This is a genomic window from Mycobacterium neglectum (genome assembly GCF_002591975.1).
GTDB lineage: Bacteria > Actinomycetota > Actinomycetes > Mycobacteriales > Mycobacteriaceae > Mycobacterium > Mycobacterium neglectum.
Window position 1 is genome coordinate 32,547 of the sequence record NZ_NVQE01000047.1, and the last position, 12,650, is coordinate 45,196.

Below are 12,650 nucleotides of genomic sequence, written 5' to 3' on the forward strand. Positions count from 1 at the left end.
GTCTTCGCACCTCACCGCGTCACTGCCAAGTTGCAGTCACTCCGTGTAGTTGAGGCTGGTCATCATGCCGGCCTCCTGGTGATAGGTGTTGTGGCAGTGCAGCATCCACACGCCCGGGTTGTCGGCCACGAACGACACGCGCAGCTGCTGCATGGGTAGCACGATCACGGTGTCCTTGCGTGCGCCTGGGCGCCCCTCGGCCGTGAGCACCTCAAAAGTGTGCCCGTGTAGATGCATGGGATGCCACATCATCGAAGTGTTCTTGAATGACAACGTAACGCGTTGACCCTCACGGACTTCCAGCGGACGCTTGTTCGAGAACGCCAGGCCGTTGATCGTCCAGTCGTAGGGCATCATCGATCCGCCCAGATCGGATGGCAGCTCCACATCGGCGCGCGCAGCCGGCAACGCCGAATCCGGCGCGGCCGCGAACGTCTCAACGGTGCCGACACGGCCCAGCAGCTCGGGGGCCGCATAATCGGCAGCCGGCGGCGAACCCGCGCCACTGACCAATAGTGCACGTGCCGACGCGTTCTTGCCTTCCGCGGCGGCAACGAGCGGGAATACTCCGTCACCGGCGGTGACCACCACGTCGTAGCGCTCACCCATGCCGATCAGCACCGCGTCAACATCGGTGGGCACGACCGGAAACCCGTCGGTGTGGGTCACCGTCAACCTGTGCCCGGCCAACGCAACCCGAAACGCCGTGTCGGAGCCGGCGTTGATCAGCCGGATCCGCACACGCTGACCAGGCTTGACTCGAAAACTGCTGGGCGCCTGTGGAATGCGCCCGTTAACCAGATAGTAGGGGTAGCTGACATCCCCGGCGTCACCACCGAGCAGCGCGCTGCTGCCGGCTCCGCCGACGCCCGGAACGGTGCTGCCCATGCCCGGCATGCCCGGCATGTTCATTCCGGGCATGTCGTGCCCGCCCGGCGAGTTTCGCAGCCCGTCATAGATCTGGGCCGGGCTGGATCCGACCCCGTCTGTCCAGTCATCCAGCATGACCACCCACTCGGCGTCATAGCTGCCCGGCTCGCTGCGGTCGTCGACAATCACCGGGAAATACAGGCCCGTGTCGGCGTCCAGACCAGTGTGTGGATGTGCCCAGTAGGTGCCCGCATATGGAACCGAGAACCGGTAGGTGAAGTCGCCGCCGGCGTCGATGTCCGGCGTAGCCGGTGATGCCCCGTCCATGTCGTTGCGCAAGGCGATGCCATGCCAGTGCACCGACGTGGCGCGATCAAGCCGGTTGCGCACCGTGACAGCCAGTTCGTCGCCCACCGACGCGCGCAGCAGCGGCCCAGGAACCGTGCCGTTATAGGAGACCGTCTCGGCGACAGTGCCGCCAAGATCTACCCGCGCTCGATCCACGGTGAGCGTGGCCGACACCGTGCGTCCGCTGTGCGGTCGGCGCGCCTCAGCGTCGGCCACCGCGTTGTTAGGCACAACGCTGCTGCTGCGCGTGCACGCCGCCAGTGTGACGCCGGCGGCCGCGGTAGCGGCAAGAAAGCTGCGCCGACTCCACTGCCCGGGCCCCCGCGTCTCAACCATTGCCCACGCCCGGTTGTGGTGAACGGCGATGTGCTGGCTTGTCGCCGCCCACGGAACCCGTATCACGGGCTGTTGCGATGGGGCGACCGTGGCGCCGGCCGGCGGGGCGGCCGAACAGTGTCGCCGTGGCAGCGACCACGACCCCCCAGCACAACACCAATACACCGGTCAGCGCCAGCCACAGCTGCCAGTCGTCGGCGGCCTCGAACGCCGTAGGCGCCCATCCCATACTCATATCGGTCTCCTTCGCTCACCACCATGAATCCGGCAAACCGCGAACCGATAAGGATCGTGTGAAGATTCGTTGAAGAATGGTGCGGGGCGTCAACACATCGTGGTCACCGGGCACCATGAAGGCCATGAGCAACACATCAGCGCCCACCGGTGGCGGTGCGCGAGGCTACCGGGCGCTCGTGGTCGATGACGAGGCGGCGCTGGCTGAGGTGGTGGCCAGCTACCTCTCCCGCGAGCACTTCACCACGCGCATCGTCGACAATGGTCCCGACGCTGTCAGTGTGGCCCGCGACTTCGATCCCGACGTAGTGGTTCTCGACCTGGGGCTACCCGGCATGGACGGGTTAGAGGTGTGCCGCCAGCTGCGCACCTTCTCCGACGCCTACGTGGTCATGCTCACCGCCCGCGACACCGAAATGGACACCATCGTGGGACTCACTGTCGGCGCCGACGATTACGTCGCCAAACCCTTCAGCCCACGCGAACTGGTGGCCCGAATCCGCGCGATGCTGCGGCGCCCGCGCGCCACCCCCCAGCCCGAGCGCGACCGCGGCGGCGACGTACCGGCCCCGCTGTCGTTTGGGCCGCTGCGTATCGACCTGGCGGCGCGGGAAGTGTCTCTGGATGGTGAACCGATCCTGTTGACCCGCACCGAATTTGACATCCTCGCCGCCCTGTCGGCGCGCCCGAGCGTGGTAATGAGCCGCCGCCAGTTGCTCGAGACGGTGCGCGAGGGGCCCTGGGTCGGTAACGAACACCTCGTCGATGTCCACATCGGACATGTGCGACGCAAACTGGGCGACGATCCGGCCGCGCCGCACTATGTCATCACCGTGCGCGGCGTCGGATACCGGATGGGAAGCGGGCAGTGATGGCCACGCCGACGCGCCGGCGGTCCGGGATAGCCATGCGTCTGCTGATCGCTCAAACCATGGTACTGCTGGCCGGCGCGCTGACCACCTGGGTGGTCGCCGCGATCGTCGGGCCGCCGCTGTTTCGTGAACACCTACACCGAGCCGGCGTGTCTGCCGGTTCCGCCGAGGAGTTCCACGCCGACGAGGCCTATCAGTACGCCACCGCGCTATCGGTCGGTGGCGCGGTGGCGGTCTCGGCGTTGGTCGCGTTCGCGGTCAGCTGGTATAGCAGCCGCAGATTGCAGCGCTCCATCACTGAAGTGGCGTCGGCGGCCACCGCGGTCGCCGAGGGCCGCTATGGGATCCGGGTATCACCGCCGCACCTCGGTGAGGACTTCGACTCGCTGGCGCAAGCTTTCAACCAAATGGCAGCCCAGCTGCAGGCTGTCGACACCAGCCGCCGCCAGCTGTTCGCCGATCTTGCCCACGAAATACGCACTCCTGTATCGGTTTTGCGGGCCTACACCGAGGCCATCGAGGACGGTGTGCGGTCATTGACTCCCGATACCACCGCGATGCTGCGCGACCAGACTCAGCGCCTGGTGCGTTTCGCCGAGGACGTTGCCGCGCTGGCGCAGGCTGAGGAAAGCGCAGCTTCGCTGGAGTTCGCCGACGTCGACGTCGCCGAGCTGATCGCCAAGACCGCGGCCGCGCTGAGCGGGCGCTACCGCGCCAAGGCCGTGTCGTTGGCGACGCATCTGCCCACCACCGAGCTGCCGCCGCTGTGGGGCGATGAGCAGCGACTGTCCCAGGTACTGGGGAACCTGCTGGACAACGCGCTACGGCACACACCGCCGCACGGGCGGGTCGACGTGCACGCCGACACCGATGGCAGCCGACTCCTGCTGCGCGTCAGCGACACTGGTGAGGGCATCGCTGCCGAGCACTTACCGCATGTGTTCGAACGGTTGTACCGCGCCGATACGGCCCGCACCCGCGACCACGGGGGCTCCGGGCTCGGCCTGGCCATCGCCAAGGCGCTCGTTGAGGCACACGGCGGCCGTATCAGCGCCAGCAGTCAGGGTGCGGGGACCGGGACAACGTTCACCATCGCGCTTCCGCTGCCACGCGGTGTGGCCGCACCGCATGCCAGCACGTCCGATCGGTCACGGTGAACGTTCACGCATCCGATGATGTCGGGCCGGTGGCGGGCTCTCACAACTGCAGCAGCGCCTCCACCGTCCCGTGCGGCAAGCTTCTCGCGGTCTGTGGGACTGATCGGCGCCGTGTCAAGCAGCGCCCGCGCTAAGGCGTTGTCGGTGTAGGGACAGTCGACCGAGAAGATCAGCCGGTCGATGCCGACTGTCGACAACGCGCGTAGCAGCGGCGGGAAGGTGGTATAGCCACTGGTGGTGAATCAGACGTTGATTCGGAAGTAGCACGGGACCGGTTGGCGCAGCCCGGCCACCGGGCTCAGCACCGCATCGATGCGGACCAGCGCGAACGGAATCATCTTCGCCATATGCCCCACGATCACCCGCAAGTCCGGGATGCGGTCGAGCACCCCCGGGCTTTTTCACCGCAGGACATGTAGTGCGGTCTCGGCGTGCCAACGCCCAACCGCCCGTGGCCAGGTGGTCGGCCAGAACCGGCGGCAGGCCGCCGAAGTAAGTTCGCCGTCCTGAGCTTGAGGGCTCGGCCTTAGCTTAGAGCGAGCCCAGAAGCTGCTGCATCGCGTCGATTTCTTGCTGCTGCGAGGCGCTGATCTTACGTGCGAGGTCGATTGCGGCGGGGAACTGGCCGCTGTCGACCTCGGTCTGCGACATCGCGATCGCGCCTTTGTGATGCTCGATCATCTGCGTCAGAAACAACCGGCTGGCCTCGACACCCTGGGCGTCGCGCAGGGCGGCCATGTCCTGCTCAGACATCATGCCCGAGCCGCTCGTGTCTCCCATGTCGTGGTCCGGCATGCCGGGCATGCCGCTGCCGGGCGACATCGTAGTCGTGGACAAGCCCCAGTCGTCCAGCCAGCCCTGGAGTTGTTGGATTTCGGGGCCTTGGTCCCCTTTGATTTGGTTGGCCAGCGACACAACGCGGGGGTCGATGCCCTCCTTGGCCATCAGCATGTCGGTCATCTCGATCGCCTGCTGATGGTGCGGGATCATACCCTGCGCGAACGCGACGTCCGTGTCATTGTGGGCCTGCGCCTGCGTGTCGCCGCCCGCTGGTGCTGACGGAGACGGCGTCGCCGCCCCCGTGGTCGTAATTGACGCCGTGTCTTGCTCGCCTTGCGGATTGTCGTTGCTACAGGCGCTCAAGATCACTGTGGCCGCGACCGCAGCGGCGAAGAATGTAGCTAGCCGCTTAGTGTGCACACCGATTCCTTCCGTAGTCATGAAAAGCGATGCTCTTTTGATGTGGACGAGCCACTGGGCGCCTAACCGCATGCCCTTGATGCCCGGCTGCGGGCTGTCCACTCTTGCGCTACCAGCGTGGGGCCAAGACCTAAGGGTCGGCTCGATATTCGATGAAGAATCGGTAAAGACCGCTCGCCGCGCCAGGCCCCCTACCGCCCGATCAAGCCCATCAGGCGATTGACTGCACTGCTAATGATTGCACCACGAACGGTCCTGCGCCCACATATACCCTGTTAGGGTATCCGGGAAGCGGTCTACGTCGAGCGACAGGTTCTATACCACCTCAGACGGGGCGAATATCGCCTATGAGCTCACCGGCCGCGGACGGCCCGTCGGCTACGCCCATCGCGTACTGCGCACCAGGACCGCCGTACGATCTTTGGAACTGTTCGACAGTCGACGGATTTTTTGGCACGATCATGCATCTTGCGACGCCGCTGTAGCAATACCGTGCGGCACTCCCAAGAGCGAGGGACAGATCACGCCCTTTTGCGCTTGGTTTATCCGCATGCTGGCGCCTTCTTCTGGGTATGGGTTCTCGATTGCGGTTATCGCTCGAACTACGGCGCGTTGACTGCCATCGCTAGCGGCCTGCACTTGTATTGAAGGAGAACAAGTATGAACCGGTCTTACGTCAAGTTCGGTATCACCATGGCAGCAAGCCTCATCCTGATGTTCTTGCTGACGATGTCGATGATCAGGACTGTCGATCACTTTTATTTGAACTTGAGCAACTTTTACATGGCGCTGATCATGGTCGCCGCGATGGGCGTCGTCATGCTTATCGTGATGGCGGGGATGTTCGGCAACAACCGGCTCAACATAGCTTTGTATGCGGCGCTGGCAGTGATCTTCCTAGGCGCGTTCGTCTTGGGGCGCACGGAAACATTCGTCGGTAACGAGCAGTTTCTGAAATCAATGATCCCGCATCATTCGCGCGCGATCCTAGTATGTCAGGAGTCGAAAATCACAGATCCCGAGATTATCGCGTTGTGCGACAAGATCGTACGCAGTCAGCAAGCGGAGATCGCAGAAATGAAGCGGATCCTCGACCGCTACTGATGTATGCGGCAAGTTCTCGTCATTTTGTGTTCAGGCGGTGCTGGGTGGAATCCCAGACATCGCCGTTGCAGGAACGGCAGCGCCTCTTGCGGCCTCTACAAACGTGAGTGCGCCTCGCGGAGTACCACTCATGTGCCCCCACAGCCACGGACGCGTACGGCGACAAACCGCTCTAGGGGTATATGGGAGGGAACTGATGTCTAGCGACAGTTTGTACACCACCCCCGACGGGTCGACGATCGCCTACGAGCTCAGGGGCCGGGGACGGCCCGTTGGTTATGCCCATGGAGTGTTGCTCAGCAGGGCGGGCGTGCGGGGCCTGGAGCTGTTCGACATCGATGCCGTTGCTGCCGGTCGCCGGCTGCTCACCTACGACCAGCGCGGGCATGGCCACTCCACCGAGCGCGCAGTTGCCGAGGATTACCGCTTCGAGCGCGCCGCAACTGATCTGCTGGGCGTACTCGAGGCTGCGGCGATCGATGCGCCCATTGACTTCGCTGGCTCATCCCTGGGTGCGGCGGCCGTGCTGTACGCGGCCTTGGCCGCGCCGGAGCGGTTCGGCCGACTGGCACTGCTGATTCCGCCGGTTTCCTGGGAAGCAGGCCCGCGCCCAGCCCGGCAGTGGTACGCCGATACCGCGCGCCGCATAGACAAGATCGGCCCGGCGGCGTGGCGCAAAGAATGGGCGCGGGCTGCACCGTTGCCCATCTTCGCCGACTATCCGCAGGCGAAGTTCAGCCCCGATGCCCCCGACGAACTGCTCGCATCGGTTCTCCGCGGAGTCGGCCTGTCGGAGCTGCCCGACCCGGACGCGCTGGCCGCGCTGCACCATCGCGCACTGATCTTGGCGTGGGACACCGATCCCCTGCACCCGGTGTCCACCGCGGCGCGCCTGCATGTGCTCATGACCAACTCGACCTTGTCGGTCGCACGCTCGATTACAGACGTCAAGACGTGGACGCAGCGCACCGCGCAGTTCTTTGGCTAACCTGACGCTTAGTAGCGGCGGGCGTTGTGGATCGGAGCGTTCGAGATGGGCGACACCTTCACCGGGGTGCCGTACGTCGAGGCATGCACCATCATCCCGTCACCGATATAGATGCCGGCATGAGAGACATCGGAGTAGAACGTCACTATGTCACCAGGTTGAAGGTCCGAGACCGCGACCGGTTGACCTCCCTGGGCCAAGGCCTGGCTCGAACGCGGCAGCGACTTACCGTTCTGCAGAAAGGCCCACTTGATCAGCCCCGAGCAATCGAAGGCATTCGGCCCGGTCGCACCCCACGAATACGGCGAGCCCACGCGCGACAACGCCGCCTGTACCACAGCAGCTTCCTCGCCGCCCGACACCGCCGGCGGGGGTGCAACGTCGCCCGGCGGCTGGCCAGGCATGGCGATAATCGCCGGGTTAGCCGGGGCCGGCGTAGCCGGCAGTGGTGGGGGTGGCGGGCCCGGATCGGCCAACGCAGTGCGCTGATCGGGCGTTAGTGCGTCGTACTGTGCCTTCACCGCGGTGATCTGGCGCTGCAGCTCACTTTGCTTGGACTGCAACTCCGCGCGCACCGCTGCCCCCTGCTCCGCCGCCGAACGCGCAGCGTCAGCCGATGCGGTTGACGCCTGGGCCGCCATCACGGCCCGCTCGTTGGCTTTCTGGAAAGCCCGCATCTGGTCGGCCATCTCGGTGGCCATCGCCCGCTCGACCGAAAGCTGATCGATCAGCTGCTGCGGAGAATCGGCGGAGAGCACCGCCGATACCCCGTCCGGGCGACCGCCCATGTACATCGCCGCCGCGACCTTGTCGACCGCGCCCTGATACTTAATCAGCTCCACCTTGGCCGTTTCCAGTGCCGCCTCGTCGGCGGCCTTGCGATCCTCGGCGGCCTTTTCCGCGGCCAGTTTGGCGTCCAAGTCCAACTGTGCCGTGTGCATGGCCTCGGTGGTCTGTTCCGCGCTGCGGGATAACTCGTTGAGCCTGGCCAGCGCGTCGGTGGCCGGATCGGCGCTGACATTGCCGGCCACCATCGATCCCATCACGGCCAGAGCCGCAACGGCACCGAAAAGCCACCGCTTCAACGAGTAAACCATTCGATGTGCGCGGGCGAGCTTCAAGACGGACGATCCTTAACTGCGATGGCCGAAGTCCGGTGAGAGTACGTAGATCTCGATTAGGTTACGAAATGGCATCGACGTTGTCTATACGAACAGCCAAACCTCACCACCCCCAGCGACGGCCCGGTCGGCTTTCCACCGCCCCACGAGGATGGGATGTACGTACTCTGCTAGTAGGTCGCGATAATAGGGAGGCGTTCGCTGGAGAAGGCTTCGGCCCGAGCAGATGCAGATCGTGCAAGCCTTTACCGAATCTTTAGCGAAGTACTAGTTGAGCCATACACGGGACGGCAACTCTGGAGGTGACCATGGTGGCGTGGAGCGCCCACCGCGGTTTGCGCAATGACAGGTGCTCGGCGGCCGCTTGAGCGATTGCCGGTGGCAGAGAGGGGAAGAGCAATGTGGCGGGTTAGGTCGGTTACCGGTTGGGGTGGGCGCCGGTGTGGGCTGACTGCCCTTGCTGCGGCCACGGCTGTGGTTCTGACGCTCGGTGCCTGCAGCAGCAACGCTTCTGCACCGTCGCCTCAGGTGATTGCAGACAAGGGAGATCCGTTCAGCGACCTGCTGGTGCCCGGGCTGCAGTCGTCAGTATCCGACGGCGCCGTCGGCGTTCCCGTCGATTCCCCCGTCACCGTGACTGCCGATGACGGCGTTCTTGGTGCGGTCACCATGGTCAATGAAGAGGGCAATCCAGTCGATGGACAGCTGAGCCCCGATGGACTGACGTGGGCGACGGCCGAGCCGTTGGGCTACAACAAGGAGTACACGCTGACCGCCGAGGCGCGCGGACTCGGCGGCGTCGAACACAACAGCATGACATTCGAGACGCAGTCGCCGGAAAACTTGACCATGCCCTACGTCATGCCCAATGACGGTGAAGTCGTCGGTATCGGCCAGCCCATCGCCATCCGCTTCGATGAGGACATCCCCAACCGGTTAGCGGCGCAGAAGGCCGTCACTGTGCGGACCAACCCGCCGGTCGAGGGTGCGTTCTACTGGCTCAACAATCGCGAAATGCGTTGGCGCCCAGCCGAATACTGGAAGCCAGGCACCACGGTCGACGTGGCAGTCAACACCTACGGTGTAGATCTCGGTGACGGCCTCTTCGGCCAGGAGGACATCACCACGCGGTTCACCATCGGCGACGTCGTCATCGCCACCGCTGATGACAACACCAAGACGCTGACCGTGCGGCGCAACGGCGAAGTCGTCAGAACCATGCCACTTTCCATGGGCAAGGACAGCACGCCCACTGACAACGGCGCCTACATCATCGGTGACAGGTATTCGCACCTGATCATGGACTCCTCGACCTACGGCGTGCCCGTCAACTCCCCAGAGGGCTATCGCCTCGAGGTGGACTGGGCCACACAGATGTCCTACAGCGGCATCTATGTGCATTCAGCGCCGTGGTCAGTGGGCAGCCAAGGCAGCACCAACGTGAGCCACGGCTGCCTCAACGTGAGCCCCGCCAACGCGATCTGGTTCTACGACAACACCAAACGCGGCGACATCGTCGAGGTCGTCAATACCGTGGGCTCGACCCTGTCGGGTACCGACGGTCTCGGGGACTGGAACATCCCATGGGAACAATGGCGGACAGGCAACGCAAACCTCTGACGCCGCCGATTGACGGCGCGCCGGGACGACAACGATTCATGTTCGTAGCGGCAAGTTCTGAGCATGAAACGAGGAGAGAATGCGTTCAACGCTGATTGCCCTGCTTGGCGTGACGGTGCTGTTGGCCGGCGCGTGCTCCAGCAGCGACACCAGCTCGATCCAACGCGACACCAGGGGTCTGGCCCACATCCACGGCCTCGGCGTCAATCCAGCCGACGGCGCGCTGTATGCCGGGACGCACTACGGCGTATACCGCCTCGCCAACGAGGGTGATCCCGAGCTCGTCGGCGACATCGTGCGGGACTTCATGGGTTTCACCGTCGCCGGACCCGAGAACTTCCTCGGTAGCGGCCATCCCGGCGAGACTGACCGTGGCGCTCCGCCGCATCTCGGGTTGATCGAGAGCACGAATGGGGGACAATCATGGACGTCGGTGTCGATGGCCGGCGAGGCCGATTTCCATTCCCTCGAGTACCGCCATGGGCTGGTCTATGGGCTTAACAGCGGAACCCAGACCGTGATGGTGAGCGCGGACAAACGCAGCTGGGATCAACGTGCCGCGATCAGCGCCGTCGACATCGCGGTGTCACCCCAGAATGCGAACGAGATCCTGGCGACGACCGCCGATGGACTGGCGCGCAGCCTCGACCAAGCCAGGACGTTCGCGCCGGTCGGTGCTCAACCCCAGCTGGTCTTGCTGAGCTGGCCCGACGACGGCCCGCTAATCGGGGTTGATTCCATCGGGACGGTATATGCCAGCGAGGATTCGGGCGCCACGTGGCAAGCGCGGCGGGCATTGGGTGAGCAAACGCAGGCTGTGCTCGCAGCCGGCCGCGGACTGGTGTTCGTTGCCACCGAGAAGGGTATTCACCGCTCGACCGACAACGGAACGACGTTCGAGGCCTTCTATGCCTTCGACGCACAATGAACACGATCCACCCGCGCTGAGCGGACGCCGCACGCCTGCCGCACCGGGGCCGTGGAGTCTGGACAAGCTCGCAGCGCTGGCCGGCGAAACCGAGACCGACATCCGGGGGCACGCCGATGCCGGCCTGCTTCACCGACAACCGGATGGACAGTTCGAACCCGAATCTCTGCACCGGCTGCGTCTGATCCAGTTCGCGCGCAGCCGCGGCGTCAGCGAAGACCAGCTGGCGGCGTCGATCGCTAGCCAGAGCGATCTGCTGGGCATATTCGACGAATTGGTCCCCGTCGGCGATGGCACGGTGAGCCTTGTCGACGCCGCCCGCGAACTAGGCCTCGACGACGCAGTGATCAATGACCTGGCCGAGATCCTGGACTGGAACGACGTCAGCGCCGGAACAGAAGCTGACGTCGCCACTTTGCAGGTACTTGTCAAAGCGCTGGCACTGGGGATGCCGCGCGATGCCCTGATGCAGCTGATCCGCGTCTTCGCCGATGCCACCGATCGCCTGGCCGACGCCGTCGTGCGCACCTTTCACGACTACGTCCACGAACGCTTCCGCGCCCAGGGACTCACCGGCCCGGAGCTGCTCGCAGCCAGCGAGGGCGTCGGCAAGCCACTGCTGGACCTGGTCGAACCGACCGTCGTGTACTTCCACCGGCGGGCCTATCAGCGCGCCCGTCGTGAGGACCTGCTGCGCCATCTAGCCGAGCCGACCACCCCGCCCTCGACCGCACCCGGCGAGGAACAGGCGACGGTGCTTTTCGTCGATCTGGCCAGCTTTACCTCGCTGACCGCGACCATGGGCGACCATGCGGCGGCCGACGTTTTGCGCAGATTCAGTGTCACCGTGCGCAGCAGCGCAGCGCAACACCGAGGCCGGGTCCTCAAGCAGATCGGTGATGAGTTCATGGTGATCTTCGCCCGACCCTTCGACGCCATCGCATTTGGCCTGGCGATGGACCGCTTCGTCGACGCCGAGCCACAGTTCCCGGCGCTGCATATCGGCGCGCACAGCGGCACGGTCCTCTACCGTGAAGGCGATTATGTCGGCGGCACAGTCAATCTCGCCGCACGTGTAGCGTCGGCCGGCGTCGCAGGCCAGTTTCTGATCACCGAAGAGCTCCGAGACACGGCCGGACCCCACCCTGAGGTGGACTTCGCTGCTCTGCCCCCGCAGCGACTCAAGGGGATTCCCGGTCCCGTCTGTCTTGTCGAAGTCCGCCGCCGGCGTATCCCCAGTCGCTCGAACCGCGCAACCGATCCCGTGTGCGGGATGCTCCTGCACCCCAGCGACGTCGCAGCCCAGACAACCTGGGCCGGAACCACATTCATGTTTTGCAGCGAGGCGTGCCAGCGTGCTTTCGTCGAGGAACCCGAGCGCTTCGCTACCCCGCGCCCGAGTTAGCCGCGCTGGGACTTATTGTGCGCCAGAGCCCCCCGCACGGTGTCGTCCCCCGCGGTGCTCGCCGCCTCGGCGCGCAAAGACCTCAAACATGGCTCTTCTTCCATGGCTCAGTGTGGCCTGCCGCCGAAGTGGCGATGCCGTTCGACCTACTGCCCGCGTACGTAACCAGTAGACTGGCCGCCGAGGCACCGCGGTCTGCGCGCCGGGTGATACAAAACGAAGTTATCGGAGGTGAGAAATGCGCAAGCTGACCAGGGCCAGGCTGATCACAGCCTTGATCGCGGCCGGGCTGGTTGCAGGTCTGGCGCTAGGCAACCCATCTGCGTTGGCTCAACCCGATGTTCCACCGCCGCCTCCGGCGCCGGTCGACCCCTTGGCGCCTCCTCTACCACCTCCTCCACCGGCGGCGCCTTTGCTGGCCGAGCCCCTCCCTCCGGGCGCGCCGCCGGTGGAGGAGGTGGTAGAGG

The 12,650-nt window shown here is 64.9% G+C and carries 11 protein-coding genes and 2 pseudogenes; 8 read left to right on the plus strand and 5 right to left on the minus strand.

The window, feature by feature from the left end; genetic code table 11:
- Nucleotides 1-36: 36 nt before the first annotated feature.
- Both CSQ99_RS25970 and CSQ99_RS25975 read right to left on the minus strand, forming a co-directional pair.
- Nucleotides 37-1,554: a multicopper oxidase family protein gene (locus CSQ99_RS25970; RefSeq protein WP_099041874.1), complete on the minus strand. Its 1,518-nt coding sequence runs from the start codon at nt 1,552-1,554 to the stop codon at nt 37-39.
- Nucleotides 1,547-1,789, minus strand: a complete 243-nt coding sequence (locus tag CSQ99_RS25975; protein WP_099041875.1) for a hypothetical protein — start codon at nt 1,787-1,789, stop codon at nt 1,547-1,549. Before CSQ99_RS25975 ends, CSQ99_RS25970 begins: the two co-directional genes overlap by 8 nt.
- Before the next feature lie 115 nt (nt 1,790-1,904).
- Between CSQ99_RS25975 and CSQ99_RS25980 the strand changes: the two genes are divergently transcribed.
- Entirely contained in the window at nt 1,905-2,660 is a 756-nt protein-coding gene (locus CSQ99_RS25980; RefSeq protein ID WP_245909100.1) for a response regulator transcription factor, read from the plus strand.
- Entirely contained in the window at nt 2,660-3,817 is a 1,158-nt protein-coding gene (locus CSQ99_RS25985; RefSeq protein ID WP_099041877.1) for a sensor histidine kinase, read from the plus strand. The genes CSQ99_RS25980 and CSQ99_RS25985 overlap by 1 nt, the downstream gene beginning before the upstream one ends.
- A 242-nt stretch (nt 3,818-4,059) precedes the next feature.
- On the opposite strand, the gene CSQ99_RS31565 is transcribed toward CSQ99_RS25985, so the two are convergent.
- Together CSQ99_RS31565 and CSQ99_RS25995 are read right to left on the minus strand one after the other, a co-directional pair.
- Nucleotides 4,060-4,206, minus strand: coding sequence for a hypothetical protein (locus CSQ99_RS31565; protein WP_245909098.1), 147 nt, complete (start codon nt 4,204-4,206; stop codon nt 4,060-4,062).
- A gap of 142 nt (nt 4,207-4,348) precedes the next feature.
- Nucleotides 4,349-5,017 (minus strand): DUF305 domain-containing protein, encoded by a 669-nt coding sequence (locus tag CSQ99_RS25995; protein ID WP_099041893.1) that lies wholly within the window; start codon nt 5,015-5,017, stop codon nt 4,349-4,351.
- A gap of 660 nt (nt 5,018-5,677) precedes the next feature.
- Here CSQ99_RS25995 and CSQ99_RS26000 point away from each other — a divergent pair.
- Both CSQ99_RS26000 and CSQ99_RS26005 read left to right on the plus strand, forming a co-directional pair.
- Nucleotides 5,678-6,121 (plus strand): DUF305 domain-containing protein, encoded by a 444-nt coding sequence (locus CSQ99_RS26000; RefSeq protein ID WP_099041878.1) that lies wholly within the window; start codon nt 5,678-5,680, stop codon nt 6,119-6,121.
- 196 nt (nt 6,122-6,317) lie between these two features.
- On the plus strand, nt 6,318-7,109 hold the full coding sequence (locus tag CSQ99_RS26005; protein ID WP_099041879.1) for an alpha/beta fold hydrolase: 792 nt from the start codon (nt 6,318-6,320) through the stop codon (nt 7,107-7,109).
- Nucleotides 7,110-7,117: 8 nt separating this feature from the next.
- On the opposite strand, the gene ripC is transcribed toward CSQ99_RS26005, so the two are convergent.
- Nucleotides 7,118-8,230, minus strand: a complete 1,113-nt coding sequence (gene ripC / locus CSQ99_RS26010) for a peptidoglycan hydrolase RipC (RefSeq protein ID WP_425437881.1) — start codon at nt 8,228-8,230, stop codon at nt 7,118-7,120.
- A gap of 399 nt (nt 8,231-8,629) precedes the next feature.
- Here ripC and CSQ99_RS26015 point away from each other — a divergent pair.
- From CSQ99_RS26015 to CSQ99_RS31180, 4 genes and pseudogenes are all read left to right on the plus strand, one after another.
- Nucleotides 8,630-9,742, plus strand: a pseudogene (locus tag CSQ99_RS26015) (L,D-transpeptidase); the annotation flags it as partial.
- Between the two features lie 187 nt (nt 9,743-9,929).
- Nucleotides 9,930-10,778, plus strand: coding sequence for a F510_1955 family glycosylhydrolase (locus CSQ99_RS26020; protein WP_099041881.1), 849 nt, complete (start codon nt 9,930-9,932; stop codon nt 10,776-10,778).
- Nucleotides 10,759-12,183 (plus strand): YHS domain-containing protein, encoded by a 1,425-nt coding sequence (locus tag CSQ99_RS26025; protein ID WP_099041882.1) that lies wholly within the window; start codon nt 10,759-10,761, stop codon nt 12,181-12,183. The genes CSQ99_RS26020 and CSQ99_RS26025 overlap by 20 nt, the downstream gene beginning before the upstream one ends.
- Nucleotides 12,184-12,421: 238 nt before the next feature.
- Nucleotides 12,422-12,650, plus strand: a pseudogene (locus CSQ99_RS31180) (L,D-transpeptidase); the annotation flags it as partial.